Origin of the sequence: Arthrobacter sp. AG1021 (assembly GCF_003633665.1) — a bacterium.
Taxonomy (GTDB): Bacteria; Actinomycetota; Actinomycetes; order Actinomycetales; family Micrococcaceae; genus Glutamicibacter; species Glutamicibacter soli.
This window is the reverse complement of record NZ_RBLB01000007.1, coordinates 312,428-337,594: the sequence shown is the minus strand read 5'-3', so window position 1 is coordinate 337,594 and position 25,167 is coordinate 312,428. Positions and strand designations below refer to the sequence as shown.

Genomic DNA, 25,167 nt, shown 5'->3' with positions numbered 1-25,167 from the left:
TTGAGGAGAAGCAGATGCCCACAACCCAGACCGCCGCCAAGGTCGGTGCCTGGTTCGCCATCTCGCTGGCTCTGGTCACCATCCTGGGGCCAGCCGGCACCGATATGTACCTTGCGTCCCTTCCTGACATCGTCGCGGACCTGAAGGGCACCGAATCCATGGGCCAACTGACCTTGACGGTCTACCTGCTCGCCATGGGTGTCGGGCAGCTGGTCTTCGGCCCGCTCACCGATGCCTTTGGCCGGCGCAAGCCGCTGCTGGCGGCGCTGGTCGCTTTCCTCGCAGCCTCCTTGTGGGCGGCCGGCAGCCCGAGCCTCGAGGTTCTGCTCGGAGCTCGTGCCCTGCAGGGGCTGGCCGCGGCGCTCACCTTGGTGGTGGCGCTGAGCATGGTGCGCGACGCAGCCCAAGGGGTGCGGGCGGCGCAGCTGTTCGCCCTGCTGATGACCATCGAGGGTTTGCTGCCGGTGCTGGCACCGACCGCCGGCGGATTCATCGACCAGCACTTCGGCTGGCGCATGGTGTTTTTGGTGCTGGCCGGCCTGACCGCCATCGCCACCGTGAACACCACCTTCACCATGCCCGAAACCCTTCCCAAGTCCTCGCGGATCCAGCTTCGCCCGAGGGAAATCCTGCGCACCTACGCGCGCATCGCCAAGGACCCTGCCTTCCTGCTGCCCACGCTCGGGCTGTCCTTGGTCTTCTTTTTCCTGTTCGGCTACATCGGCGGCGCGCCGTTCGTCTACCAGGGCGAGTTCGGCCTGGACGCAGGGCAGTTCGGGCTGCTCTTCGGCTGCACCGGGCTGGCAGTGATGCTCGGCGCCATTGTCACCGGGCGGATGGTTTCCCGCTGGGGCGCGGCCAAGCTCGCGTTCATCGGCACCGCGCTGGTGCTGGGCGGGGCGGTGCTGGCTTTCGCCCTGCATGCGGCCGGGCTGGGGCTGGGCGGCATCGTGGCTGGCATGTTCCTCTCCCTGTTCGGCCTGGGGGTTGCCGAGTCGACGCTGATGGCGTTGGCCATGGGCTCGCAGGACGTTTCGCTGGGTTCAACCGCCGCCCTGCTCGGCGCCCTGCAGCTGACCATTTCCTCGGCGGCCACCCCGCTGTCCGGCCTCGCGGTCGAAGCCGGGGTTCCTGCCTGGCTGGGATTCCTGATGGCAGGCGCGGCGGCGGCTCTTGTTATTGTGGGTATCAGCGCCAAGCGGGCGCCGGTGCTGACCGATTTGGAAAGCCACTAGGAACCACGAGCACGGATCAAGCGGAGCACTCAGCGCACCATGTCACTTTCCCCCTCGGCCCAGAAGATCTGCGACGTCGCGGTCAAGCACTTCGCCCAGTTCGGCTACGACGCCTCGTCCCTGGCAGCCATCGCCGAGGGGGCGGGCATGCGCAAGCCCTCGCTTTATGCGCACTTCGCCGGCAAGGACGCGTTGTTCCTGCAGGTGCTGGAAACCGCGCTGGACGAGGAGAAAGTGGTGGCCCGCGCGGCCCTGGCCGCAGGGGGCGGGTCTTCGGAGGTTCCGGGAGACGGCTATATCTCCGGGCTCCAGGAGCGCTATGACGGTTCGCCGCACTTCCAATTCCTGCTGCGGACCGTCTACGCGCCGCCGGTGGCCCTGCGCGAGCAGGTCATCGAGAAGTACCGCGGCTACGAGTCCGAGCTTCGGGCGGCCTTTATGGAAGGCCTTGACTCGAACCTCGCGGAGGACCGGGCGATTCTGCTGGCCGAGGCGTTTCTCGGAGTGGTCGACAGCCTGCAGGTCGAGTTGATCTACAACGCCCCGCAGACCTTCGAGGTGCGGCGCGATGCCATGCGCCGGATGCTGGGGACGTTCGCCGCGGCGCTGTGACGCAATATTGCCACCGGCACGAAGCGGCCATGCAGTCATAGTGCAGACAAGAATGCCGGAGCATCCCAAGGGAGGTGCTCCGGCATTCTTGTCGCTGGCGTGCTTAGCGGCGTCCCAGGTTCCAGGACAGGCGCGGGGTGCTCAGCGCATTGCGCTTGCGCAAGCGCGTCACGCGCTTGGCCGCCGGCACGGCGCGTGCGGTCTGCTGCTCCTGGCAGTCCAGCGCCATCAGCAACGCGGTCACCGCGGCCAGCTCTTCGGGCGTCGGGTTGCCGCGGGTGACGGTCAGCTGCGCGGCAGCGGAGGCGTAGGCCTGCTGATCCATGGAAGAACTCCTTGTGCGTCGTGGAAGAAGGGTGTGTGCCGTTGGGTCCTTACAGCGGGATGTTGCCGTGCTTCTTCGGAGGCAGGGTGGCATGCTTCTCGCGCAGCGCGCGCAGCCCGCGTACCAGCTGCAGGCGGGTCTCGCTCGGGGCGATGACCGCGTCCACGTAGCCAAGCTCGGCGGCCTGGTACGGGTTGAGCAGCTCGGCCTCGTAGTCGTCGATGATCTGCTTGCGGCGCGCCTCGACGTCTCCGCCCTCGGCCTCCACCGCCGCCAGGTCGCGGCGGTACAGGATGTTGACCGCGCCCTGCGCGCCCATCACGCCGATCTGTGCGGTAGGCCAGGCAAGGTTCAGATCCGCGCCCAGCTTCTTGGAGCCCATCACGATGTACGCTCCGCCGTAGGCCTTGCGGGTGATCACGGTCAGCTTCGGCACGGTGGCCTCGGCGTAGGCGAAGAGCAGCTTGGCGCCGCGGCGGATGATGCCCTGGAATTCCTGGTCCTTGCCGGGCAGGAAGCCTGGCACGTCCACCAGGGTCACGATCGGGATGTTGAAGGCGTCGCAGTGGCGCACGAAGCGCGCCGCCTTCTCCGAGGCGTTGATGTCCAGGGTGCCGGCGAACTGCATCGGCTGGTTGGCCACCAGGCCTACGGTACGGCCCTCGATGCGGGCGTAGCCGATCAGCACGTTGGGCGCGTACAGCGCCTGCATCTCGAAGAACTGCCCGTCGTCCACCACGGACTCGATGACGGTGCGCATATCGTAGGGCTGGTTGGCCGAGTCCGGGATCAGGGTGTCCAGTTCCAGGTCGTCCTCGGTGACCTCCAGCTCTTCGTCGAATTCGGCGATCAGCGCATCGGAGAGGTTGGAGGAGGGCAGGTAGTCCAGCAGGTCCTTGCAGAACTCGATGGCGTCTTCCTCATCGGCGGCCAGATAGGTGGCGGTGCCGGTGTTGGCGTTGTGCTGGCGCGCGCCGCCCAGGGTCTCCATATCGATTTCCTCGCCGGTGACGGTCTTGATGACGTCAGGTCCGGTGATGAACATGTGGCTGGTCTTGTCGACCATGATCACGTAGTCGGTCAGCGCGGGGGAGTAGGCGGCGCCGCCGGCGCTCGGGCCCATGATCAGCGAGATCTGCGGGACCACGCCGGAGGCGTGCACGTTGTTGCGGAAGATGTCCGCGAACATGGCCAGGGAGGCCACGCCTTCCTGAATGCGGGCGCCGCCGCCGTCCAGGATGCCGATGACCGGGCAGGAATTGCGCAGCGCGAATTCCTGGACCTTGACGATCTTCTCGCCGTTGACCTGCGAGAGGGAACCACCGTAGACGGTGAAGTCCTGCGAGTAGACGGCGACCTGGCGGCCGTCCACGGTGCCGTAGCCGGAGACCAGGCCGTCGCCCATCGGCTTCTTCTTCTCCATGCCGAAGGCGGTCGAGCGGTGGACTGCCAGGGCATCGAATTCTACGAAGGAACCCTCGTCCAGCAGCATCTCGATGCGCTCGCGGGCGGTGTGCTTGCCGCGCGCATGCTGCTTCTCGACGGCTGCCTGTCCACTGGGTGCTTCGGAGAGCTTTTGGCGGCGGCGGAACTCAGCGAGCTTGCCGGCGGTGGTGGACAGGTCGATTGCTTCGTCTGCCTCGGTACGGCCCTGCGTCATGCCCTGGTCTCCCTCGGATCGGTCTCAATGTGTAGGAATGGCACAAGAAAATTGCCAACCAAGCCAGTCTAACTGGGAAAACAGCCAGTTTGTTTGTAGGAATCTTACAAATTGGGGCAATCCTGAGCATGACCCACCCCAGAATAAGTTACTCAACAGTAGCTTGCGCGCCCCATCTGCCGTAACCTAGATCACATGACTATTGAATCGCGAACCCTCATCGCCCCCGAGCATTCCCGGCTGGCCGGGCGCACCATCCTGATGAGCGGCGGCAGCCGCGGCATCGGCCTGGCCATCGCGACCGCCGCTGGCCGGGCGGGTGCCAATGTGGTGCTGCTGTCCAAAACCGACACGCCGCACCCAAGCCTGGAAGGCACCATCCATACCGCCGTGCAGCAGATCAACGACGCCGGTGGCAAAGGACTGGCCGTGGTGGGCGACGTGCGGGTGGACGAGGACGTGCAGCGCGCGGTGCAGCAAGCCATCGATGCCTTCGGCGGCATCGACATCGTGGTGAACAATGCCTCGGCGATCAACCTGGCCAAAACCGACCAGCTGGACATGAAACGCTACGACCTCATGCAGGACATCAACGTGCGCGGCACCTTCCTGCTGTCCAAGACCGCGCTGCCGCACCTGCGCGAGTCCGCTCACGCCCACATCCTGACGCTCTCCCCGCCGCTGAACCTGGATCCCAAGTGGGCAGGGATGCACCTGGGCTACACCATGGCCAAGTACGGCATGTCGCTGACCACGCTGGGCCTGGCCGAAGAGCTCAAGGACGCCGGCATCGCGGTGAACTCCCTGTGGCCGGAGACGCTGATCGACACCGCCGCGATCCGCAACCTGCCAGGCGGCCGGCAGATGGTCCACGGCGCGCGCAGCGCGGACATCGTTGCGGACGCCGCCATGGCGATCCTCTCCAGCGATCCTGCCGGAGTCAGCGGCAATTTCTTCACCGACGGCCAGGTGCTGAAGCTGGCCGGGGTCGACGACTTGAGCGGCTATGCGCTGGATCCCGAGGTTCCGCTGGTGGAAGACATCTTCCTGTAAAGCCAGCTGCCGCACAGGCCCGCGTGGCTTAGGGTGGTTTTCATGAGCATTGAGAAGCACTGTGCCCGCGCCGCGCTGGATCCGGCCGTCTTCGACGCCCTGGCCGGCGAGCTGGGACTGGGCCTGGTCAGCATCCGTGAAACCTCCGGCTCGACCAACACCGAGCTGGCGGACCTGGCCGCCTCCGGGCAGGCCGGGAACCTGAGCGTGTACTTCACCGAGCACCAGCAGCAGGGCAAGGGGCGGCTGGGCCGCGACTGGGTCACCCCGGCCGGGTCCTCCCTCACCGTCAGCGTGCTCGCGGTGCCTGGAGAAAGCATGCCCACCGACTCGCTGTCCTGGTACACCATGCTCGCGGCCCTGGCCTGGTGCCAGGCCGTTGAAGAACTCACCGGGGTGGCAGCCCGCATCAAGTGGCCCAACGACGTGCTGGCCGGGGACAAGAAGATCTGCGGCATCCTGGCCCAGCTGGTTTCCACGCCGAAGGGCTTCGGCGTGGTGGTCGGCACCGGCATGAACGTGGACCAGGACGCCACCGAGCTGCCGGTCCCCACCGCCACCTCGCTGCGCCTGGCCAGCGGATCGCCGGTGTCGCGCAGCGCCCTGCTAACCGGCTATCTGCGCCGCTTCGCCGCCCTGGATATCGCCTTCCGCGAAGTCCGCGGCAATGCCGCGGCCGGGATGAATGGCTTCTCCGGGGCCAGCCTGGCTGGCATGGTCGCCGCGAAGCTGGCTACGCTCGGACACGACGTCCGTGTTGAATTCCCAGATGGGAGCCTGCTTGAAGGCCAAGCGGTGGACCTTGAACCCGACGGCGCGCTGCTGGTGCGCGACGGCGCCGCACGCACCCACCGGGTGCTGGCCGGGGACGTCCACCATGTGCGGCGCGCCGATGGAAAGTACGCCTAACCTGCTAGTGCAACTGCACCGGGACTAGTATTAGTAGAACTGAGGCTTCAAGGACCAACCAGGGCAGGAGGGACGAGGATACTGACGATGAAGGTGCCGCTGCATGAGAGGGAACGCGTGATCATCAAGACGCGTGAACATTCCAAAGTGCTGAGACAACCAATTGTCGTTTTCCTGCTGCTGACCGTGGTCTGCACGTTCCTGCTCGGCTACCTCAGCCGCACCGACCTTTCGCCCTGGCTGGCGGAGAACGCCGGACTGTGGGTCGTGGTGACGCTGGTCCTCTGGGCGGCGCTGACGCTGATCTGGTGCGTGGCCCCGTGGGTGCGCTGGCTGCGCAGCCGGATCGTGCTGACCACCGAGCGGATCCTGTTCCGCTCGTCCTTCACCTCCGGCAAGCTGCAGTCGGTGGGTTTGTATACGGTGCGCGACCTGATTGCCCACACCAAGAAGCAGAACGCCATGACCCGCGCCGGCACCTTGGATATCGTGCTGGGCCATGGCTACGTCAGGATTGCCCACGTTCCCTCCGTCCCGTACTTCAGGTCCCTGGCCATCGACGCGATAACCAACCTGCGCAACAACCAGTCCCCGGTGCAGACCGAGGCATCCAAGAGTGAGGGCATGGCTCCATGAGCACCGAGCACAGCAATACGCCACGGGCCGACACTCCGCAGTCCGCCTCCGTCGCGGCCCACCAGGCCCGCGAACACGCCCCGGTGGAGACCGCCCCCGAAGCGGATCCGATCCTGGAACTCGCCCAGGCCATGGAGAAACCGCTGCAGGTCCCGGCCCACACCCCCGACGCCATCCGCGACACCGTCGCGGCTTTGGAACGCCAGCTGATCGGCGGGCAACGCGAGCTGCGCCGCCGCGAGGTGGCGGCCGACGCCGGCATCTCCTTGCATTCGGCCCGCAAGCTCTGGCGCGCGATCGGCTTCCCGGAACTCAGCGACGACGACGTTTTCTTCACCAAGCGTGACGAGGAAGCGCTGGCCACGATGGTCGGCATGGTGCGCGAAGGGCAGCTGACCGAGGAAACCGCCATCTCCCTGATGCGTTCGGTGGGCCAGATGACCGACCGCATGGTGGTCTGGCAGATCGAGGCGCTCGTGGAGGACATGATCGCCAACCAGAACATGTCCGACCGCCAGGCCAGGCGCCAGCTGTTCGACATGCTGCCGGACCTGATCCCGCAGATCGAGAACCTGCTGCTCTACTCATGGCGCCGCCAGCTGAACTCCGCGGTGCACCGCATGGCGCTGCGCGCCGAGGCCGGCGTGGCCGCCTACAACCAGGGCGGGGGCGGGGACGACGACACCCCGCTGCCATTGGCCCGCGCGGTGGGTTTCGCGGACCTGGTCTCCTACACCTCGCTGTCACGGCGCATGAACGAACGCACGCTGGCCAAGATGGTGCAGCGCTTCGAATCCAAGAGCGCGGAGATCATCTCCGTGGGCGGCGGCCGGCTGGTCAAGACCATCGGCGACGAAGTGCTGTACGTGGCCGAAACCCCGCAGGCAGGCGCCCGGATCGCGCTGGCGCTGTCGCAGGAGTTCGAAGCCGATGAAATGCTGCCGCAGACCCGCGGCGCGGTGGTCTGGGGACGCATCCTCTCCCGGCTGGGAGACATCTACGGACCGACGGTGAACATGGCCGCCCGGCTGACCTCGCTGGCTGAACCCGGCACGGTGCTCACCGACGCGCTGACCGCCAATACGCTGAAAAACGATCCGCGGTTCGTGCTCACCGCCCAGGAAATCACTGCGGTGCGCGGCTTCGGGGAGATCCAGCCCTTTGAACTGTCCCATGGCGAGGGCACCGGATTGGTGGTGGACTGATGCACGCAGAAGCCCAGTCCGTCCCCTTCGTCCTTGCCGCTGCCGGGCGCACCGACGTGGGCCGGCGGCGCACCGAGAACCAGGACCGCATCCTGCTGGGCCAGGTGGCCTATGCGGTGGCGGACGGCATGGGCGGCCACGAGGCCGGCGAAGTAGCCAGCCAGCTGGCCGTGGAGACCATGGAAGAGCTGTGCACCCGCGCGGCCAAGACCTCCGTGCCGAGCCTGCCCACCGTGCAGCAGGTCCAGCGGCAGGTGCAGCTGGCCGATGACCGCATCCGCGAGGCGCTGGAGTCCCGCGGCGGCACCACGCTGTGCGCGCTGGTGCTGATTAAGGCCTCCGGGCAGGGCCGCGACTCGGTCACCGCGCCGGTGGCCATCCCTCCGTGGACCCAGGGCTTCGCGGCTCAGGGCACCACCGACGTCATTTCGAAGATCACCCCGGAAATGCTCGAGGCCCACCGCCGCGGACAGGACCCGGCCACCGCCGCGATGCCTGTTATCGAGGAAGTGCCGAACCTGGCGCTGGTCAACGTGGGCGACTCGCGCGGCTACCGTCTGCGCGACGGGGCCCTGCAGCAGCTGACCCGCGACCACTCTGCCGTGCAGGAAATGGTTGATGCCGGCCAGATCACCGAGCTGGAGGCGCGGAACCACCCGCACCGCAACCTGATCACCCGCGCGCTGGGCGCCGGGGCCGAAAGCCATCCGGACATCACCGTGCTGCAGCCGCGCATCGGGGACCGCTATCTGCTGTGCTCGGACGGGCTGAGCGGCGAGCTGACCGAGGACCTGCTGCAGAGCCTGCTGGTCAGCTACAAGGACCGCGAAGTTGCCGCCGAGGTGCTGACCGGCGCCGCGCTGGAAGCCGGAGGGCGGGACAACATCGCTGTGATTGTCATCGACGTGCTGGCGCCCCCCGTGCCGCCTGGAACCGCAACCCAGGCTCCGGCACTGTAGGCCCGCCGGCGTCGTGGCGGCTCCTGGGCCAGGGGCGCACGCTGCCGCTGGTTCAGGGCATTGGATTCCTGCCGCCGTTCCCTGGCGCGCCCTCCGCCGCTGATCCAGTCGCCGCAAGCCCACGTCGGCGGGCCGGGGAGGGCTTCTGGCAATGTGGTGTGGGCGTGGTGAATCCGTCGGCTCCCTGGGGCACAATTGGATACGTGAGTGAAAATGACGTAACGCCAGTTGAGACCACGAACGCCCCGCCTGCACCGGCGCGTGAACGACACGACGAGCTTGTCGAGGCAATCCGGACGCATCGGGAAGCCTACTACCAGCAGGATGCCCCGCTGGTCTCGGACTCCGAATACGACGCGTTGTTCCAGGAGCTGGAACTGCTCGAAGCCCAATACCCCATCCTGGCGGGCCAGGATTCACCCACCCAGGAGGTCGGCGGCGAGGTGTCCGCGGCCTTCGCCCCGGTGACCCACGCCAGCCGCATGTACTCGCTGGAAGACGTGTTCTCCCTGGAGGAATTGGATGCCTGGCTGGAACGCGCCGGCGCCAACGCCAACCGCCTGCACCCGCAGATTCCCGTGCGCTGGTTGTGCGAGGTGAAAATCGACGGCCTGGCCCTGAACCTCACCTACCGCGACGGCAAGCTGGTCCGCGCCGCCACCCGCGGCGACGGCACTACCGGCGAAGACGTCACCCACAACGCCATGACCATCAGCGACATCCCGCAGCAGCTCTCCGGTTCGGGCTGGCCAGCGGAATTCGAGGTCCGCGGCGAGGTCTTCATCGCCACCGACGACTTCAACGCCTACAACGAGGCGCTGATCGAGCAGGGCAAGGCGCCGCTGGCCAACCCGCGCAACGCCGCCGCCGGCTCGCTGCGCCAGAAGGACCCGGAACAGACCGCCAAGCGCCCGCTGCGCATGTTCGTGCACGGGCTGGGGCGCAGCCGCGACTTCCCGATCACCGAGCAGTCCCAGGCCTACGAGCTGATGCGCGAGTGGGGACTGCCGGTGTCCCCGTACGGCCGCGTGGTCGAGTCGCTGGCCCAGGTGAGGGAGTTCATTGCCGAGCACGGCGAGAAGCGCCATGAACTGATCCACGACATCGACGGCATCGTGGTGAAGGTCGACGACCTCTCCACCCAGGAGCAGCTGGGCTACACCTCGCGCGTGCCGCGCTGGGCCGTGGCCTACAAGTACCCGCCGGAAGAAGTGCACACCAAGCTGCTGGACATCCAGGTCCAGGTCGGGCGCACCGGCAGGGTGACCCCTTTCGGCGTCATGGAACCGGTGCTGGTGGCAGGGTCCACCGTGGCCCGCGCGACCCTGCACAACCAGGAGGTCGTCAAGGCCAAGAACGTGAAGATCGGGGACACCGTCATCCTGCGCAAGGCGGGAGATGTGATCCCGGAGATCGTCGGCCCGGTGCTCGCGCTGCGCGACGGCACCGAAGTCGACTTCATCATGCCCACCGAATGCCCCTCCTGCGGCCAGCCGCTGGCCCCGGCCAAGGAAGGCGACGTGGACATCCGCTGCCTGAACGCGGAATCCTGCCCGGTGCAGCTCACCGAACGCGTCGCCTACCTGGGCGGACGCAGCGCCCTGGACATCGAGGCGCTGGGCTACGAGGCCGCGGCCGCGCTGACCAGCGGGCCGGGCGAGGACCCGGCCACCCAGGGCGGGTTGATCCTGCCGGCGGGCCCGGGCCCGCTGCGCAACGAAGCCGAGCTCTTCGACCTGAAGGACAAGCTGGATCAGCTGGCCGAGGTCAAGGTCTGGCGCGAAAAGCGGGTCAAGGGGGAGGGAACGGGCAGGTTCGATCTGGTGCCCTACTTCTTCACCAAGGCCACCGCGAAGAAGCCCTCGGTGCCGACCAAGAGCACCGAGAAGCTGTTCGACGAGCTGGAGAAGGCCAAGGGCAATCCGCTGTGGCGGGTGCTGGTGGCGCTGTCCATCCGCCATGTCGGACCCAACGCCTCCCGCGCCATCGCCACCCGCTACGGTTCCATGGACGCGCTGCTTGAGGTCATTGATGCCGGCAACGCGGTGGAGGAGCTGAGCCAGATCGACTCGGTGGGCTCCATCATCGCCGAGGCCCTGGTCGACTGGTTCAAGGTCGACTGGCACCGCGAGATCGTCAGCGCCTGGCAGGCGGCCGGGGTGAAGATGGTCGACGAGCGCGACGCGAACATCACCAAGAACCTCGAAGGCCTGGCCATCGTGGTCACCGGGACGCTGGAGAACTACTCGCGCGACACCGCCAAGGAAGCGATCATCGTACGCGGCGGCAAGGCCACCGGCAGCGTCTCGAAGAAAACCGATTTCCTGGTGGCCGGCGAGGCCGCCGGATCCAAGCTGGACAAGGCCCAGTCGCTGGGGGTGCCGGTGCTCGATGAAGCCGGTTTCGGCATCCTGCTCGAACAGGGGCCGGATGCAGCCCGCGAAGCGGCGCTTTCCGCACCGGAAGGAGCATAAAGCCATGGATCGAGCCATTTCCCACGATCCGCTGGTGCTGCTGGCGCGCAGGGCGGCAGCAGCCGGCGCCGAGGTCCTTACCCGCCGTGACGAGTCGAAGTTCAACACCAATGAGAAGTCCGCAGCGGGGGACTGGGTCACCGACTTCGACCGCGCCGCGGAAGAAGCCATCCGGGCGACCATCGTGACCACCCGGCCGAATGACGAGCTGACCGGGGAGGAATACCCCAGCGACCGGCCGGCCAATCCCAGCGGTCTGCGCTGGAGCATCGATCCGCTGGACGGCACCACGAACTTCGTGCGCAATATCGCCTACTACTGCTCATCGGTGGCGGCCTGCGAGAAGACCGAGGACGGGATCGAGCGCTGGGTGGCCGCTGCCATTGTGGCCCCGGCGCTGCACGTCGAGTACTTCGCCGGACGCGGGCTGGGCGCCTGGAAGCAGGACCTGCACACCGGCAAGATCACCCAGCTGCACGGACCGGCCGACACCGAGGCCCGAATCCTCGCTACCGGTTTCGGCTACGACCCCGAACGCCGGGAATTCCAGGCATCGGTGCTGCAAGAGGTCATCGGGGACTACGTGAACGTGCGCCGGCTGGGCTCTGCGGCGCTGGACTTGTGCCTGGTGGCCGAGGGCGCGCTGGATGCCTACGCCGAATTCGGCACCCGGGAATACGACTGGGCCGCCGGCGCGCTGATCGCCGAGGAAGCCGGAACCCTGGTCGGGCGGCCCGTGGGTTATCCGGGATGGCAGTACGCGGGACTGGTGGACTCTTCCAAGCTGCCGATGCCCGAGTGAGCGCAAGCGCCGTGAACGTCCCAGCCGCCTAATTCAATACCGTGCCGAGCAGATTGCTCGCATAGTGGATCGCCACGCCGACCAGCACACCGCCGCACACCTGTGAGGCGGTGTGCTCTCCGCTGCGGATCCGCGCCCAGGACAGCACCGCGATGCCGGCGACGACCACAGGCATGTACCCGCCCATGCCGTCGGCGGCCTGCAATGCCACATAGGTTCCCACCGACAGGTGCACGGAGACCTTCCACCACAAATTGACCACCGACACGACAAGCAGGCCAAGCAAGATCGCCAGAACTTCGCGGAACATCGCTGCGCCGGCATTCATGACCTGGAGCAGCAGCAGGCCGCCGAGGATGGACCCGGCAGCCAGCGCGTACAGCCGGTGCCGCTGCCGCCGCTGCGTCACGTGCATGTCGGTGACCATGCCGCGCAGCTTCGCCGCCAGCAGCACCAGCCACGGGATGATCGTGGTGAACAAGGCGGCGACCAGCGCGTCGGACCAGCCCACCTGCGCGCGGCGCAGCGGCGTTGAGAGCAGCAGCAAGGTCGCCAAGGCCGCCGGTGAAAGCACATGCGAAAAAACGAGTGCCAACTGTCGGACTTTCTGGGCAGCGGGAGCATCCCTGGTGAGCTGCATGGAGTAGTACCTCGCAAGTTGTCGTCTTTGGTATGCTCCCAAGCCTAGTGCGGACCGGGGTTTTCGCTCCGGCGCGGCAGTTTGCGGAGGCATCCCGTCTCCACCGGGCAGGCCACCGGTGGCAGAAGATGCGGGAGGGACAGCATGCTCAAGATAGCCAGTTGGGTAACACGAACGGCCTTGATCCTGGCCGGGCTGGTGGGAGTTGCCGCAACTGGAATCGTGGCCTCAATGCTCCTACCCGATACAGGAAAAGATGAATCCTGCGAACTGAATACGCCGTATCTGGTTGGCGGCAAGGGCGCTGCAGGGGAAGACCTCGAAGTGGTGGTGGATCCTGCTGGATGCGACCTGGACCTGCGCGATGGGCAGCTGATCTATCTTGAATTCTCGGTGACGGATGCCCCAGTACCGCAAGAGGGCCAGAGCCAGGCGCAGATGCCGGCGGACGGCTCCATGCACGCGATGCTGCCGGTGGATCCGCGGAACACGAGCGGCCAGCTGGTGGTGACGGTCCACGGCGGCGTTCCGGGCTGCGACGAAGACTACGCCGCGTGTGCCGCATGGATCCATGAACTGGATACTCGCATTGAAGTCTTGAAATAGTCAGCCTACGGTTCCCAGAAGGAAACTATTCCGGCTGCGGATCAGCCGTGGCATGTACCAGCTCAGCACGAGTCTTTCCGCCAGCTAGCCCAGCGGGCCCCACGGCGCGGCGAAGCTGATCTTGTCGATCATCACGGTTTCATGGCCGCAGTCGATGAACTCGTGGACGTGCCGGAAGTGCTTGAACGGGCCACGCAGCTGCTCGTCCGTGAATGATCTGTGCTTCTCCAGCGCGGTGATCCGTGAGGTCATGCGCAGGAGAACGCCAAAGTGCGTCGCCCGCCAAGTCACCTGCTCGCCGAGGCCGATCATTCCAGTGGTGACACCGGCGACGGCCCGCTCTGCGGAATCCTTCATGGATTCCGTGTGAGCGTCGATATTCAGGGACTTGTCCCACAGCGCCTGGACGCTCTGGGACGTGCGGGAGACGCACTCGAAGTAGACGGCCATAAGGCCAGACTAGACGACGACCAGATTCTCTTCGGAAATTCCGGCTGCCGCATCGTCGTAGTATTCGCGCTGGGTCAGCTTGGAGGCAGCTGCCTCGTCCAGTACCACAACGGCGTCGCGGTGCAGCTGCAGTACCGAGCCGGGGCATGCTGCGGACAGCGGGCCTTCGACCGCGGCGGCAATGGCGTCGGCCTTGCCGGCGCCGGTGGCCACGAGAACCAGGCGGCCGGCATCCAGGATGGTGCCAAGGCCCTGGGTGACGCAGTGGGTCGGCACGTGCTCGATGCCGGCGAAAAAGCGGGCGTTGTCCTCGCGCGTCTTGGATGCCAGCCGCTTGATGCGGGTGCGGCTGGTCAGCGCGCTGCCTGGCTCGTTGAAGCCCAGGTGGCCGTTGGCTCCGATGCCAAGGATCTGGACCTGGACGCCGCCGGCTGCCTTGATTGCGGCATCGTAGGCATCCGCTGCTACCTGGACCGCGATTACCGAGTCGCCGGTGCCCTGCGGCACGCAGAGGTTCTCCGGGCGCAGGCCGATGACGTTGCAAACCTCGTTGACCAGGGTCTGGCGGTAGGACTGCTCGTGGGTGTCCGGGATGCCGATGTACTCGTCCAGCGCGAAACCGAGCGTGTCAGAGAAGTCCGCGCGTGATTCGGAGACCGCTTTGCCCAGTTCGCGGTACAGCCCCAACGGGGATGAACCGGTAGCCAAGCCCAGCACCTGCCGCTTGCCGTTCCCGTGCTCGGCCAGGCCGGCCAGGACGTTGTCAGCGGCGATACGAGCTACCTGGTCGGCGCTCGAACCAATCAGTACGCGCATAGAAGGAGGATCCAATCTTCAAATAACGGGGTGCGCCGGGCGGCGCCGCGGCCAGCCGGAGTCAGGGCAAGGGCAGGACCGTGAAATTACTATTCTTGCAGGTTTCCTGCGTCGCTAGCACTTTTGCGCCGCAGGAATCTGCAACATCTCGATCACGGTGCGCGCCAGCACCGGTGAGGCGCCGTAGGTGGTGATGTCGGCGCGCGGGGCCGGCCAACCGAAGTTGACCACCAGTACGCGGTGTCCGTCCTGGCGCAGCTGGGCGGCGAGCTCATGCACGGCATGGGTCTCGGACAGGCCCCACGGCACGTGTCCCACGGCCATGTTGCTGTCGGTGTCCACCTGGACCAGCTGCACTTCGGCAGGATCCGCGATCCAGCCTTCGACCGCGGAGGTGGTTTCGAAGGCCTTGGACCAATCGCCGGTCACCAGCTCGCATGGTTCGCAGGCCTCGTCCTGCACCCGGTAGTGGGTGGCCAAGGCGGTGTTGCGGGCCGCCGCATCGCGCAGGCGCTGGGGATCCAAGGCGCCTTCGTGCACCGCGTGGAGGATGGCGTTGACAACCTGTTCGTAGTCTTCGCGTTTCATGTCGGTGCCCAGGCACAGCAGGTCGGCCCCGGCGCGCAGCGCACGCACGGCGGCCACGGGGATTCCGGTTTCCGCGCTGGCGCCGGCCATGTCCAGGGCGTCGGTGACGATCACGCCGGTGAACCCCAGTTCATCGCGCAGCAGCTTGCCCAAGATGGCACTGGAGAAGGTGGCGGGGTTCTCCGCGTCCAGCGCCGGGACCATGATGTGGCTGGTCATGATGGCGGCGATGCCGGTCTGGATCGCCGCGGTGAACGGGGCCAGCTCGCGTTCGGCCAGGGTGAAGGGATCCACCGCGACCACCGGCAGCGACAGGTGCGAGTCCGTGGAGGTGTCACCGTGGCCGGGGAAGTGCTTGGCGCACGCGGCGACCATTTCCCCCTGCAGCCCCACGGTGAACGCGGCCGTGTGCATTGCCACCTTGCGCGGGCTGATCCCGAAGGAGCGCACCCCGATGACCGGATTCTGCGCGTTGGTGTTCACGTCCGCGTCGGGCGCCAGGTTCAGGTTGAAACCGTAGGCGCGCATCTCCCTGGCGATGGCCCGGGCGCTGGCGCGGGTCAGCTGCGGGTCGTCGAGTCGGCCCAGCACCGCGTTGCCCGGCTGATTGGAGCCGTCGCGGTAGTGCAGCCGGGTGACGTCTCCGCCCTCTTCATCCAGTGCCAGAATGGCGTTGGGGGACGCCTGGCGGATCTGGGTCATGAGGGCGGAGAGCTGTTGGGTGTCCTGGATATTGCCGCCGTAGATGCACAGCGACCCCATGGGATCCGGTAGTCGAACGGTGGCACTATTAACGAACCATGTCTTTGATTGATAAATTTCGCGTGACCTGCGACGGACTGGTTATCGAACCAGCCGCGCCAGCCGACTTTGAGCGAGTCGGCAACCTTACCGTTGACGCCTACCTGGCGGCCGGGCACTTCGACGACCCCCAGCACGAGTACATGCAGTTCGTCCGCAGGGTCGCGGACCGCGCGGCCAAGGCGGAAGTCTACGTGGCCCGTCGCGAGGGCGCGGTCATTGCCTCCATGACCCTGGTTCCCTTCGGCAGCGAATATGCCGACATCGCCCGCGCAGGCGAACTGGAGATCCGCATGCTCAGCGTGGATCCTGCGGTGCAGCGTTCGGGTGCAGGGAAGGCCATGGTGCTTGCCGCGATCGAGCGTGCACGGCAGCTTCCGGGGGTGCAGACGGTCTCGCTGACCACCGGAGGAAACTGGACCGCGGCCCGGGCCCTTTACGAATCCCTGGGATTTGCGCACTGCGCGCAGCGCGACTGGTACGTGCCCAATACCGAGATCCTGCTGGTCGTTTACACCATGGATCTCGGTTAACAGTCATGTCATTGTTGGTTCTCAGCGCCGGGCCATAGAATGGCGCCATGAGTGCACTTCGCCGAAAAGTCATTGCCCTGTCAGTTGCGAGCCTTGTTGCAGGCACCCTGAGCGCCTGCAGTTCAGCCCCTGCAGACCCGGCTCCGTCGGCAGACGCGCTGGCCGCCGCGCTGAATTCCGGCGACTTCTCGGGTGTCGCGTTCAGCAACTCTGATGCGGCCGCGGCCGCGGCGACGCTGGACACGGCATTCGGCAAACTAGATGACATCAAGCGCACCAGCACCGTCAGTTCGGTGGCCACGGATGACCAGAAGCAGGACGGGGTCACCACCGCTACCGCTACCATCCAGACCGTCTGGGATGTGGATGAGACCGAGACGGATCTGAGCTACCAGACCCAGGCCGTCTGGCAATACGACGACGAAGGCAAGAGCTGGCAGCTGCGCTTCGACCCCTCGATCCTCGCGCCGGACATGGCCGAAGGCGACTTCCTGGCGGCCAGATTCGAGCCAGGCCAGCGCGGCAACATCACTGACGGGGAAGACAAGAACATTGTCACCGAGCGTCCGGTGATCAATGTCGGCATCGACAAGACCCGGGCGACCAGCGATGAATGGGCATCCTCAGCAAAGACGCTGGCCAAGCTCGTGGACATCGACGAAGACGCCTTCGTGGCCAAGGTCAAGGCCGCCGGCGAGAAAGCCTGGGTGCAGGCCATCGTCCTGCGCGATGACGCAACCCGCGAGGTCACCGACGAGCAGATCGCCAAAATCCCGGGAGCCGTCGGGCAGGCCGACCAGATCCCGCTCGCTCCGACCCGCTCCTTCGCCCGGCCGCTGCTCGGCTCGGTCGGCGAAGCCACCGCGGAAATCGTCGAGAAGTCCGAGGGCAAGATCCATGCAGGGGACCAGGTAGGCCTCTCCGGCTTGCAGGCAACCTACAACGACACCCTCTCGGGCACCGCAGGGGTAACCATCTCACGCTACAACGCGGCCAAGGAAGCCCAGTCCGAGCTGTTCTCCAGCAACCCGGTGGACGGCAAGGACGTGCAGCTGACGCTGGACCAGGACCTGCAGAAAGAAGCCGACGATTTGCTGCAGGAGGCCGAATCCAACTCGGCCATCGTGGTCATCCGGCCGTCCGACGGCGCGGTGCTTGCCGCTTCCTCCGGCCCGGTGTCCTCGGGACTGAACACCTCATTGCTGGGGAAATATGCCCCGGGCTCATCCTTCAAGGTCATCAGCGCCCTGGCAATGCTCCGTGACGGCGCGAGCGCCAGCACCAAATTCGACTGCAAGGCCACCACCGTGATTGACGGCAAGACCTTCAAGAACTTCGACGGCTACCCGGCCTCGGCACTGGGCAAAATCCCGCTGTCCGAGGCCATCGCCCAGTCCTGCAACACGGTCTTCGTTGACGAAGGCGAAAAGATCGGCGGAACCAAGCTGGCCGAGGCCGCGGCGGCCCTGGGGCTGACCGGTGAGGACGGCACCGGAGCCGGCGCGGTCCTCGGTTCGGTGCCCACCGATTCCACCGGAACCGAGCAGGCGGCGAACATGATCGGCCAGGGTGTGGTGGAAGCCTCGCCGCTGGGCATGGCGACTGTCGCAGCCTCCGTCCAGGCCAAACAAACCGTGTCACCTAAGCTGGTGATCTCACCGGAACCCAAGGCGCCCGAAGCCGCAAAGTCCAAGCTCACCGAGAAGGAAGCCAGCGAGCTGGCCACGATGATGGCCGCCGTCGTCGACCACGGAACGCTCAAGGACCTGAAGGGCACCGGCACCGGGAAGATTATTGGCAAGAGCGGCACCGCCGAATACGACAGCGAGCGCAACGCCCACGCTTGGGCCATTGGCGCCCAGGGTGACATCGCCATTGCCGCATTCGTCAAAGACGGCAACGGAGGAGCGCAGACCGCAGGTCCGCTGGTGAAGGACATGCTCAAGGCTGCACAGTAGGCATCAGGTTCACGCTGCCCTCCAGGAATTTCTGGAGGGCAGTTTCTGATTGCGGCTTACGCCTCTTGGCAGTAGGCCCCGTACGCCTTGCGCGCCGCATCCGGAGCTTTCGCATCCAGCGTCAAGGAGCAGTCCAGAACTCCCGAGTCGGGATCGATCCACGTGGAGAATTCCAGCTTGTACCGGTTTTCCGGCTCATTCTGGCATTGGACGCTGAATTCATGGGTCAGCGGCGTCGCGGCGAGGTACACCAAATTGCCGGCAGATCGATCGGAATTGGCGAGCAGCGAATCAAATTCGCCGGCGCGGGGGAAGGGCAGTTCTTCGAGCCGGTCAGGAGATACGGCATTCACTGCAGTGACAACCGCATCAAGGTTGTCCCATGCGGGCAGCGGGGTCCACGCGACGGAAGATGCAACTTCCTGATCGAGCACTGTTTTGCCCAGATCCTGATCGTAGAACCTGTCGACCCGGATGAATTGGGGTTTTCCTTCGGACTGCCCCGCACTGACCACATATGGTCGATCGCAAGAAGTGGTGGGTGTTGGCGTCGGGATTTCCTCCCCTTGCGGCAGACCAGGGCTCGTACAGGAGACAAGTCCCAAGGACAGGCAAGCTGCCAACGCTGCGATGCGGCCTTGCTTCATCTATTTTCTCCTTGTCGGTCTACCGCTTGACTGCGGCTTTGGCCGCCGGTGAGTATGAATGATACTTCAAGTCAGACTGCAGATATCCTTGTGCAGCCACGGACAGCTTCGGTTGCTTGCCGGTAGCCTATCTGTGCACCTTCGAACTGTACAACCGGCCAAGAATACGGTGTCAGCTGGCGAAGTAGCCGCAGTCCACGATTCCCACGATGAGCTCGTCATGGAAATGCGAATCCCGTTCACTGCCCTCGATATTGAAACCAGCCTTTTCCCAGGCTCGGATGGCCCGGGGTTATAGGAAGCCACGCGCAGGCTGACGGGGTGCAGGCCCAATGCCTTGAAACCATAACTGCACATGAGTTTCATCGCGCGGGTGACCAATCCCTTGTCCACGTATTTCGGGCCGGTCATGATCGACAGGTCGGCAATGCGACGGGGAGCGTGCCGCCGTACAACGTCGCATGCCCCACCAGGGGAGCGGTGGTTTCCTCGAAAATGCTGAAGCCTGCATCGCCGCCCTCCGACCGATTGCGGCACCAGGACGCGAACCGGTCCGCCGGATGCTGGGAAAGCTGGGGCTTGGCAACCTTTTGCTGCGCCCCGGCCCATCGCGGATCGTTCAACGACAGAGATAGCACCGCGAAGTCCTCCGGCTCGGACTCTCGCAGCACAACTGCATCGTCTTCAAACAGCGTTGTCCCGTAGGTCTGGGTTTGCTCCCCGGTGGTCCACTCGCAGTTAGTTTCCAGGCCGTCTATGCTAGGCATAAACGTCCTGGCTCCTGATCATTTGGTGCAGTGCTTGTGCCAAAACAACCCACCTGAAAGTCGATGCGCATGGGAATCATCTACAACACGACGATGAAGCCGAGCAAAAACGAGCTGGTTGAAGACTGGCTGGTCCGCCAGGATTTCTTCACCGGCAAGAAGAAGCCGCAGCTCATCCACGTCGGGGGGTTCCGGCTGGAAGACCCTGCCGGGGAGGTCGGCATCGAGTTCCGTCTTTATGCGGATAACGCCGATCTGAGCGACGTCATCTACCACGTACCGCTGACCTACCGGGACGCGCCGTTGCCCGGGGCCCAGAAGTATCTGCTGGGTACCAGCGAGCATGGCATCCTCGGCACCCGCTACATCTACGACGCCGAAGGAGACCCGGTCTTCACCGCGCAGCTGCAGGCGTTCGCCGACGGCAAGGCCGTCCCGCAGCACCACACCGAATCCTTTACGGACGAACCGCGGGTCGCCCTGACCAAGGACGCCGCCGGAAAGAAGCTGCAGATCATCCGCCGCCCGGTGCGCTTGACCGGAGCCCAGTCCGGGGTCGTGGGATATTGGGAGAACGCCTTGGGGCAGGACCTGACCGGTTTGGTATTGCGCACAGCGTAGCTGATGCGCCACATTACGGCCTGATGGCAGTCCGGCACGGGATAGACTTGTCTATGAAACCCATCCGCCCATTCTAGGGAGATATATGTCTGCCATCAGCCGTGAGGACCTTGTGCACCTGGCACAGTTGGCCCACATCGAGATGAGCGACGCAGAGCTGGACAAGATGACCGGTGAACTCGACGCTATCGTCGGGGCCATCGCGTCTGTCAGCGAAGTCGCCTCCTCCGACATTCCAGCAACCAGCCACCCGATCCCGCTGACCAACGTCCTGCGCGAGGACGTGGTGGGCCAGACGCTGAGCATTGACGACGTGCTGCTCAACGCGCCGGATTCGGACTCGGATCGCTTCAAGGTCCCGGCAATTTTGGATGGTGAATAATCCACGTGAACGAACTGATTAAGCTCTCCGCCGCCGAACTGGCAGCCAAGCTGCGCGCCGGCGAAACCACCTCCGTGGAAGCCGTCCAGGCGCACCTGGACCGCATCGCCGAGGTCGACGGCACCCTGAACGCCTTCCTGCACGTTAACGCCGAGGAAGCGCTCGCCGTGGCCGCAGAGGTGGACGCCATCCGCGCCGCCGGCGGCGCCGAAGCCGAAGCGCTGCACCCGCTGGCCGGCGTGCCGATCGCCATCAAGGACCTGATCGTCACCAAGGGCCAGCCGACCACCGCCGCATCCAAGATGCTCGAGGGCTGGATGAGCCCATACGACGCGACGGTGATTGAGAAGATCCGCGCCGCGAAGCTCCCGATGCTGGGCAAGACCAACCTCGACGAGTTCGCGATGGGTTCCTCCACCGAGCACTCAGCCTACGGCGTGACCCGCAACCCGTGGGACCTGGGCCGCATCCCGGGCGGCTCCGGCGGCGGCTCGGCAGCAGCCGTGGCGGCCTTCGAAGCCCCGCTGGCCCTGGGCACCGACACCGGCGGCTCCATCCGCCAGCCGGGCGCGGTCACCGGCACCGTGGGCGTGAAGCCGACCTACGGCGCGGTCTCGCGCTACGGCGCCATCGCCATGGCCTCCTCGCTGGACCAGATCGGCCCGGTGTCCCGCACCGTGCTGGACTCGGCGCTGCTGCAGGAACTGATCGGCGGGCACGACCCGAAGGATTCCACCTCGCTGCCGCAGGACCTCGAAGGCCTGGTGGCCGCCGCGCAGACCGGCGCCGCCGGCGACCTGACCGGCGTGCGTGTTGGCGTCATCAAGGAACTGCAGGGCGAGGGCTACCAGAAGGGCGTGCAGGCGCGCTTCAACGAGTCCCTTGAGCTGCTCAGGAACGCCGGCGCGGAAATCGTTGAGGTTTCCTGCCCGAACTTCAAGTACGCGCTGGGCGCCTACTACCTGATCATGCCTTCCGAGGTCTCCTCGAACCTCGCCAAGTTCGACGGCGTGCGCTTCGGCCAGCGTGTGCTGCCGACCGAGGGCCCGCTCACCATTGAGCGCGTCATGGGCGCCACCCGCGCCGCCGGCTTCGGCGACGAGGTCAAGCGCCGCATCATCCTGGGCACCTACGCCCTGAGCGCCGGCTACTACGACGCCTACTACGGTTCGGCCCAGAAGGTCCGCACCCTGATCCAGCGCGACTTCGACGCCGCGTTCGAGCAGGCCGACGTGCTGATCTCCCCGACCGCTCCGACCGTGGCTTTCGAGCTCGGCGCGAACGACAACGACCCGGTTGCCATGTACCTCAACGACGTGGCCACCATCCCGGCAAACCTCGCCGGCGTCCCGGGCATCACCGTGCCCGGCGGCCTGTCCGAGGGCCTGCCGGTGGGCATCCAGTTCCTGGCTCCGGCCTACGAGGATGCCCGCCTGTACCGCGCCGGTGCCGCACTGGAGACCCTGCTGGAAAAGCAGTGGGGCCACACCCTGATCTCGCAGGCACCAGCCATTGACACCGCTTCGATCGCGCAGGAGGCCTAGGGAATCATGAGCAACTACACCGATGAACTAGTCGATTTCGACGAGGCCCTGGATCGCTATGATCCGGTGCTGGGCTTCGAGGTCCACGTGGAGCTGAACACCAAAACCAAGATGTTCTCCGACGCCCCGAACGCCTTCGGCGACGCACCGAACACCAACGTCACCCCGGTGGACCTGGGCCTGCCCGGCGTGCTGCCGGTGGTCAACAAGACCGCCGTGGAGTACTCCATCCTGATCGGCCTGGCGCTGAACTGCCAGATCGCCGAAAAGTGCGGTTTCGCCCGCAAGAACTACTTCTACCCGGACACCCCGAAGAACTTCCAGACCTCCCAGTACGATGACCCGATCGCCCATGACGGCTGGCTGGACATCGAGCTGGAGGACGGCGAGGTCTTCCGCGTGGAGATCGAGCGCGCCCACATGGAGGAGGACGCCGGCAAGCTGACCCACATGGGCGGCGCCGCAGGCCGCATCCAGGGCGCCGACTACTCGCTGGTCGACTACAACCGCGCCGGCGTGCCGCTAGTGGAGATCGTGACCAAGCCGATCGTGGGCGCCGGCAAGCGCGCCCCGGAGCTGGCCCGCGCCTACGTGGCAGCGATCCGCGAGATCGTGAAGAACCTGGGTGTCTCGGACGCGAAGATGGAACGCGGCAACGTGCGCTGCGATGCCAACGTTTCGCTGATGCCGAAGGACGCCGAGAAGTTCGGCACCCGAACCGAGACCAAGAACGTGAACTCGCTGCGCGCGGTGGAGCACGCCGTGCGTTTCGAGATCGAGCGCCACGCGGCAGTGCTGGATTCCGGGAACAAGATCGTCCAGGAAACCCGCCACTGGCATGAGGACACCCGCTCCACCACCTCGGGCCGTCCGAAGTCGGATGCGGATGACTACCGCTACTTCCCGGAGCCGGACCTGGTGCCGATCGTCACCACCGCCGAATGGGTCGAGGAGCTGCGCTCCCGCCTGCCGGAGCCTCCGGCAGACCGCCGCAAGCGGCTGAAGGCTGAGTGGGGCTACGCGGACAAGGAGTTCCGCGACGTCGTGAACGCCGGCGTGCTGGACGAGATCGAGGCGACCATCGCCGCCGGTACCTCCGCCGCCGTGGCCCGCAAGTGGTGGATGGGCGAGATCGCCCGTCTGGCCAAGGCCGCCGAGAAGGAGATCGCGGATCTGGGTGTCACGCCGCAGACCATCGTTGAGCTGAACTCGCTGATCGAAGCGAAGAAGATCAATGACAAGATCGCCCGCCAGGTCCTGGAATTCGTGCTGGCAGGGGAGGGCTCCCCGGCGGAGATCGTCGAGAAGCGCTCGCTGGCAGTCGTGAACGACGACGACGCGCTGGGCAAGGCCGTGGATGACGCCATCGCGGCCATGCCAGACGTGGTCGAGAAGATCAAGGGCGGCAAGATGCAGGCCATCGGTGCGCTGATGGGACCGGTCATGAAGGCCACCCGCGGCCAGGCCGACGCCGGTCGCGTCCGCGAGATCGTAATGGAGAAGCTGGGCCTCTAAGGTTCGCTGCTCAAACAACTGAGGCTCCCGTTTCCGTCGCTGACGGAAATGGGAGCCTCGTTTGTTGAATCGGATCAGAGGGGCGCGACAGTAATGCTGTTGAGCGTTCCGCCCTGGACGAATCCGTCGACATTGACCGCGACTTCTTCGAAAGCGTTCAAATGTCCCGTGGCCGAATCGAAGATGAACGAATACCGGTAGGTCAACGTATCGGTGGGTTCGCTGTCCCGCAGCAATTGCCTCCGGGCACCTTGGAAGTCATCGCAATTCCCGCTGACGTGGTCGGGTGCGATGACACTGGGACGAACAATCGGCTGAAAACCACGGATGATCTTGACCGTACTTCCTGCGTCATCCCGATCAAGCTGCTGCAAATCACCCGGTAAGCCCGTCCGCTCCGACCATTTGGCCCCAGCGGATCGGGTCATCACCAGGTCTGCATTAGGATTGCTGGATGACCACCGCCCAACCACTTTCGGGTTTTCCCGAGGCTGAAACGTCCATCGATCTGGCCCTCGTGGAGCGGCTGGTCGCTAGCCAGGCGCCGAAGCAGTGGGTGCGGCTTCCCATCTCCTACCTGGCCACGGGATGGGACAATGAGGTCTATCGGCTGGGGGAGCGGCTGCTGGTGCGCGTGCCCCGCCGGGCCTTGGCCGCGCAGCTGGCCGAGCGCGAACGGCTATGGTTGGACCGGGCCGCGGCCGACAGCGGACTGGATCTGAGTGCGCCGCTGTTTTCCGGGATGCCGACCGCGGAATATCCCTGGAGCTTCTCCATCTGCCGTTATGTTCCCGGAGTGAGTGCAGCCGGCATTTCCCGTGTCCAACGTGACCACTATGCGCGGCAATTTACGGGATACCTGCGCTCCCTGCACGCAGTGGCCCCGCCAGAGGCGCCGCGCAGCGCCTTCCGCGGAAGGCCGTTGCGGGAGCTGGACGATGCAACCCGCGGACGCATTGAGCTGCTGCCCACCGCGCAACGGCCAGCAGCCCAGTCCATCTGGGAAGCCGGGCTGAAGGCCGCCGAATACAACGGACCGGCACACTGGCTCCACGGTGATCCGCACCCGCACAACACCATCGTCCAGAACGGGCCGGACGGTTTCGAACTAGCTGCGCTGGTGGACTTCGGCGATCTGTGCGCGGGCGATCCCTCGTCGGATCTGGGCATGCTGTGGCTGCACTTCAGCGCGGATAGCCGCGACAGCGCGCTGGCCGAGTACGGGGTCCTCAAAGGCAGTGACACGTGGCTGCGGTCCCGGGCTTGGGCCCTGCGCTACGCCATGCTCACCTCACCGCTGGGACCCGATGACCCGCTGGGAAGAATCGGCCTGGAAACTCTGCGGGGGCTGCTTCGACACTAACTAGTCGCCCGGCGCATTGCGAAAGAAAGCATCGCAGATGACAGAATGATGAGAGTCTTCCTTTGC

At 65.7% G+C, this 25,167-nt stretch carries 26 protein-coding genes; 17 read left to right on the top strand and 9 right to left on the bottom strand.

Features of this window, described 5'->3' with window-relative positions:
* Window positions 1-14: 14 nt before the first annotated feature.
* Window positions 15-1,235 carry a multidrug effflux MFS transporter gene (locus tag DFO58_RS07055; RefSeq protein WP_120989867.1) on the top strand — a complete coding sequence of 407 codons (1,221 nt, stop codon included), beginning with the start codon at window positions 15-17 and terminating at the stop codon, window positions 1,233-1,235.
* A 39-nt stretch (window positions 1,236-1,274) separates the two neighbouring features.
* Window positions 1,275-1,847 (top strand): TetR/AcrR family transcriptional regulator, encoded by a 573-nt coding sequence (locus DFO58_RS07050; protein WP_120989866.1) that lies wholly within the window; start codon window positions 1,275-1,277, stop codon window positions 1,845-1,847.
* A gap of 103 nt (window positions 1,848-1,950) precedes the next feature.
* Here the strand turns inward: DFO58_RS07050 and DFO58_RS07045 are convergent, their stop codons facing one another.
* Together DFO58_RS07045 and DFO58_RS07040 are read right to left on the bottom strand one after the other, a co-directional pair.
* The gene (locus DFO58_RS07045; protein ID WP_286163513.1) at window positions 1,951-2,172 is read right to left on the bottom strand and encodes an acyl-CoA carboxylase subunit epsilon; all 222 of its coding nucleotides are present in this window, start codon (window positions 2,170-2,172) and stop codon (window positions 1,951-1,953) included.
* A 49-nt stretch (window positions 2,173-2,221) separates the two neighbouring features.
* A complete protein-coding gene (locus tag DFO58_RS07040) occupies window positions 2,222-3,832 on the bottom strand; it encodes an acyl-CoA carboxylase subunit beta (RefSeq protein WP_113606733.1) in 1,611 nt (536 codons plus the stop codon).
* Between the two features lie 195 nt (window positions 3,833-4,027).
* Here DFO58_RS07040 and DFO58_RS07035 point away from each other — a divergent pair, with 195 nt between their 5' ends.
* The 7 genes from DFO58_RS07035 (at window position 4,028) to DFO58_RS07005 (ending at window position 11,870) form a co-directional block, all read left to right on the top strand.
* Window positions 4,028-4,885, top strand: a complete 858-nt coding sequence (locus DFO58_RS07035; RefSeq protein ID WP_120989862.1) for an NAD(P)-dependent oxidoreductase — start codon at window positions 4,028-4,030, stop codon at window positions 4,883-4,885.
* 42 nt (window positions 4,886-4,927) lie between these two features.
* Window positions 4,928-5,794 carry a biotin--[acetyl-CoA-carboxylase] ligase gene (locus DFO58_RS07030; protein ID WP_052772278.1) on the top strand — a complete coding sequence of 289 codons (867 nt, stop codon included), beginning with the start codon at window positions 4,928-4,930 and terminating at the stop codon, window positions 5,792-5,794.
* A gap of 147 nt (window positions 5,795-5,941) precedes the next feature.
* A complete protein-coding gene (locus tag DFO58_RS07025; protein ID WP_146955887.1) occupies window positions 5,942-6,430 on the top strand; it encodes a hypothetical protein in 489 nt (162 codons plus the stop codon).
* On the top strand, window positions 6,427-7,635 hold the full coding sequence (locus tag DFO58_RS07020) for an adenylate/guanylate cyclase domain-containing protein (protein ID WP_047118516.1): 1,209 nt from the start codon (window positions 6,427-6,429) through the stop codon (window positions 7,633-7,635). Before DFO58_RS07025 ends, DFO58_RS07020 begins: the two co-directional genes overlap by 4 nt.
* Window positions 7,635-8,594, top strand: coding sequence for a protein phosphatase 2C domain-containing protein (locus DFO58_RS07015; RefSeq protein ID WP_047118517.1), 960 nt, complete (start codon window positions 7,635-7,637; stop codon window positions 8,592-8,594). The genes DFO58_RS07020 and DFO58_RS07015 overlap by 1 nt, the downstream gene beginning before the upstream one ends.
* Window positions 8,595-8,797: 203 nt before the next feature.
* Entirely contained in the window at window positions 8,798-11,068 is a 2,271-nt protein-coding gene (gene ligA, locus DFO58_RS07010) for an NAD-dependent DNA ligase LigA (protein ID WP_286163512.1), read from the top strand.
* Window positions 11,069-11,072: 4 nt separating this feature from the next.
* A complete protein-coding gene (locus DFO58_RS07005) occupies window positions 11,073-11,870 on the top strand; it encodes an inositol monophosphatase family protein (RefSeq protein ID WP_053797562.1) in 798 nt (265 codons plus the stop codon).
* 28 nt (window positions 11,871-11,898) lie between these two features.
* Here the strand turns inward: DFO58_RS07005 and DFO58_RS07000 are convergent, their stop codons facing one another.
* Window positions 11,899-12,465 carry a hypothetical protein gene (locus DFO58_RS07000; RefSeq protein ID WP_147407215.1) on the bottom strand — a complete coding sequence of 189 codons (567 nt, stop codon included), beginning with the start codon at window positions 12,463-12,465 and terminating at the stop codon, window positions 11,899-11,901.
* 189 nt (window positions 12,466-12,654) lie between these two features.
* Here DFO58_RS07000 and DFO58_RS06995 point away from each other — a divergent pair, with 189 nt between their 5' ends.
* Window positions 12,655-13,116: a hypothetical protein gene (locus tag DFO58_RS06995; RefSeq protein ID WP_147407214.1), complete on the top strand. Its 462-nt coding sequence runs from the start codon at window positions 12,655-12,657 to the stop codon at window positions 13,114-13,116.
* An 84-nt stretch (window positions 13,117-13,200) separates the two neighbouring features.
* Here DFO58_RS06995 and DFO58_RS06990 read toward each other — a convergent pair whose 3' ends face one another.
* The 3 genes from DFO58_RS06990 to DFO58_RS06980 all read right to left on the bottom strand — a co-directional run bounded on the left by DFO58_RS06990 (window position 13,201) and on the right by DFO58_RS06980 (window position 15,732).
* Window positions 13,201-13,566, bottom strand: a complete 366-nt coding sequence (locus tag DFO58_RS06990; RefSeq protein WP_353616380.1) for an SRPBCC family protein — start codon at window positions 13,564-13,566, stop codon at window positions 13,201-13,203.
* 9 nt (window positions 13,567-13,575) lie between these two features.
* A complete protein-coding gene (locus tag DFO58_RS06985) occupies window positions 13,576-14,382 on the bottom strand; it encodes a glucosamine-6-phosphate deaminase (RefSeq protein WP_120989858.1) in 807 nt (268 codons plus the stop codon).
* Window positions 14,383-14,496: 114 nt separating this feature from the next.
* Window positions 14,497-15,732, bottom strand: coding sequence for a glycoside hydrolase family 3 N-terminal domain-containing protein (locus DFO58_RS06980; RefSeq protein ID WP_120989857.1), 1,236 nt, complete (start codon window positions 15,730-15,732; stop codon window positions 14,497-14,499).
* A 38-nt stretch (window positions 15,733-15,770) separates the two neighbouring features.
* Between DFO58_RS06980 and DFO58_RS06975 the strand changes: the two genes are divergently transcribed.
* Together DFO58_RS06975 and DFO58_RS06970 are read left to right on the top strand one after the other, a co-directional pair.
* Window positions 15,771-16,304: a GNAT family N-acetyltransferase gene (locus tag DFO58_RS06975; RefSeq protein ID WP_120989855.1), complete on the top strand. Its 534-nt coding sequence runs from the start codon at window positions 15,771-15,773 to the stop codon at window positions 16,302-16,304.
* A gap of 47 nt (window positions 16,305-16,351) precedes the next feature.
* Entirely contained in the window at window positions 16,352-18,262 is a 1,911-nt protein-coding gene (locus tag DFO58_RS06970) for a penicillin-binding transpeptidase domain-containing protein (RefSeq protein ID WP_120989853.1), read from the top strand.
* 56 nt (window positions 18,263-18,318) lie between these two features.
* Here the strand turns inward: DFO58_RS06970 and DFO58_RS18185 are convergent, their stop codons facing one another.
* Window positions 18,319-18,909 (bottom strand): hypothetical protein, encoded by a 591-nt coding sequence (locus DFO58_RS18185; protein WP_146955883.1) that lies wholly within the window; start codon window positions 18,907-18,909, stop codon window positions 18,319-18,321.
* A 407-nt stretch (window positions 18,910-19,316) separates the two neighbouring features.
* Window positions 19,317-19,676, bottom strand: a complete 360-nt coding sequence (locus DFO58_RS06960) for a hypothetical protein (protein WP_120989851.1) — start codon at window positions 19,674-19,676, stop codon at window positions 19,317-19,319.
* Between the two features lie 69 nt (window positions 19,677-19,745).
* Here DFO58_RS06960 and DFO58_RS06955 point away from each other — a divergent pair, with 69 nt between their 5' ends.
* The 4 genes from DFO58_RS06955 to gatB all read left to right on the top strand — a co-directional run bounded on the left by DFO58_RS06955 (window position 19,746) and on the right by gatB (window position 23,738).
* Window positions 19,746-20,297 (top strand): 1,4-alpha-glucan branching protein, encoded by a 552-nt coding sequence (locus DFO58_RS06955; RefSeq protein WP_147407213.1) that lies wholly within the window; start codon window positions 19,746-19,748, stop codon window positions 20,295-20,297.
* A gap of 85 nt (window positions 20,298-20,382) precedes the next feature.
* Window positions 20,383-20,679: an Asp-tRNA(Asn)/Glu-tRNA(Gln) amidotransferase subunit GatC gene (gene gatC, locus DFO58_RS06950; protein WP_047118529.1), complete on the top strand. Its 297-nt coding sequence runs from the start codon at window positions 20,383-20,385 to the stop codon at window positions 20,677-20,679.
* Entirely contained in the window at window positions 20,676-22,223 is a 1,548-nt protein-coding gene (gene gatA, locus DFO58_RS06945) for an Asp-tRNA(Asn)/Glu-tRNA(Gln) amidotransferase subunit GatA (protein WP_120989849.1), read from the top strand. The genes gatC and gatA overlap by 4 nt, the downstream gene beginning before the upstream one ends.
* A 6-nt stretch (window positions 22,224-22,229) precedes the next feature.
* Window positions 22,230-23,738 carry an Asp-tRNA(Asn)/Glu-tRNA(Gln) amidotransferase subunit GatB gene (gene gatB, locus DFO58_RS06940; protein WP_047118531.1) on the top strand — a complete coding sequence of 503 codons (1,509 nt, stop codon included), beginning with the start codon at window positions 22,230-22,232 and terminating at the stop codon, window positions 23,736-23,738.
* A gap of 74 nt (window positions 23,739-23,812) precedes the next feature.
* Here gatB and DFO58_RS06935 read toward each other — a convergent pair whose 3' ends face one another.
* On the bottom strand, window positions 23,813-24,169 hold the full coding sequence (locus tag DFO58_RS06935; RefSeq protein ID WP_147407212.1) for a hypothetical protein: 357 nt from the start codon (window positions 24,167-24,169) through the stop codon (window positions 23,813-23,815).
* A gap of 23 nt (window positions 24,170-24,192) precedes the next feature.
* On the opposite strand from DFO58_RS06935, the gene DFO58_RS06930 reads away from it, so the two are divergent.
* Window positions 24,193-25,101, top strand: coding sequence for an aminoglycoside phosphotransferase family protein (locus DFO58_RS06930; protein ID WP_052772281.1), 909 nt, complete (start codon window positions 24,193-24,195; stop codon window positions 25,099-25,101).
* Window positions 25,102-25,167 lie beyond the last annotated feature (66 nt).

Excerpts from the sequence above, each read along its gene's own strand:
- DFO58_RS06990 (WP_353616380.1), bottom strand. The coding sequence starts at position 13,566 with ATGGCCGTCTACTTCGAGTGCGTCTCCCGCACGTCCCAGAGCGTCCAG.
- gatB (WP_047118531.1), top strand. The coding sequence starts at position 22,230 with ATGAGCAACTACACCGATGAACTAGTCGATTTCGACGAGGCCCTGGAT.
- DFO58_RS06955 (WP_147407213.1), top strand. The coding sequence starts at position 19,746 with ATGGGAATCATCTACAACACGACGATGAAGCCGAGCAAAAACGAGCTG.
- DFO58_RS06970 (WP_120989853.1), top strand. The coding sequence starts at position 16,352 with ATGAGTGCACTTCGCCGAAAAGTCATTGCCCTGTCAGTTGCGAGCCTT.
- DFO58_RS07035 (WP_120989862.1), top strand. The coding sequence starts at position 4,028 with ATGACTATTGAATCGCGAACCCTCATCGCCCCCGAGCATTCCCGGCTG.
- DFO58_RS07020 (WP_047118516.1), top strand. The coding sequence starts at position 6,427 with ATGAGCACCGAGCACAGCAATACGCCACGGGCCGACACTCCGCAGTCC.
- DFO58_RS07055 (WP_120989867.1), top strand. The coding sequence starts at position 15 with ATGCCCACAACCCAGACCGCCGCCAAGGTCGGTGCCTGGTTCGCCATC.
- DFO58_RS07050 (WP_120989866.1), top strand. The coding sequence starts at position 1,275 with ATGTCACTTTCCCCCTCGGCCCAGAAGATCTGCGACGTCGCGGTCAAG.
- DFO58_RS06980 (WP_120989857.1), bottom strand. The coding sequence starts at position 15,732 with ATGGGGTCGCTGTGCATCTACGGCGGCAATATCCAGGACACCCAACAG.
- gatC (WP_047118529.1), top strand. The coding sequence starts at position 20,383 with ATGTCTGCCATCAGCCGTGAGGACCTTGTGCACCTGGCACAGTTGGCC.
- DFO58_RS07030 (WP_052772278.1), top strand. The coding sequence starts at position 4,928 with ATGAGCATTGAGAAGCACTGTGCCCGCGCCGCGCTGGATCCGGCCGTC.
- DFO58_RS06960 (WP_120989851.1), bottom strand. The coding sequence starts at position 19,676 with ATGCCTAGCATAGACGGCCTGGAAACTAACTGCGAGTGGACCACCGGG.
- DFO58_RS06985 (WP_120989858.1), bottom strand. The coding sequence starts at position 14,382 with ATGCGCGTACTGATTGGTTCGAGCGCCGACCAGGTAGCTCGTATCGCC.
- DFO58_RS06995 (WP_147407214.1), top strand. The coding sequence starts at position 12,655 with ATGCTCAAGATAGCCAGTTGGGTAACACGAACGGCCTTGATCCTGGCC.
- DFO58_RS07015 (WP_047118517.1), top strand. The coding sequence starts at position 7,635 with ATGCACGCAGAAGCCCAGTCCGTCCCCTTCGTCCTTGCCGCTGCCGGG.
- DFO58_RS07040 (WP_113606733.1), bottom strand. The coding sequence starts at position 3,832 with ATGACGCAGGGCCGTACCGAGGCAGACGAAGCAATCGACCTGTCCACC.
- DFO58_RS18185 (WP_146955883.1), bottom strand. The coding sequence starts at position 18,909 with ATGAAGCAAGGCCGCATCGCAGCGTTGGCAGCTTGCCTGTCCTTGGGA.
- DFO58_RS06975 (WP_120989855.1), top strand. The coding sequence starts at position 15,771 with ATGTCTTTGATTGATAAATTTCGCGTGACCTGCGACGGACTGGTTATC.
- DFO58_RS06930 (WP_052772281.1), top strand. The coding sequence starts at position 24,193 with ATGACCACCGCCCAACCACTTTCGGGTTTTCCCGAGGCTGAAACGTCC.
- DFO58_RS07045 (WP_286163513.1), bottom strand. The coding sequence starts at position 2,172 with ATGGATCAGCAGGCCTACGCCTCCGCTGCCGCGCAGCTGACCGTCACC.
- DFO58_RS07005 (WP_053797562.1), top strand. The coding sequence starts at position 11,073 with ATGGATCGAGCCATTTCCCACGATCCGCTGGTGCTGCTGGCGCGCAGG.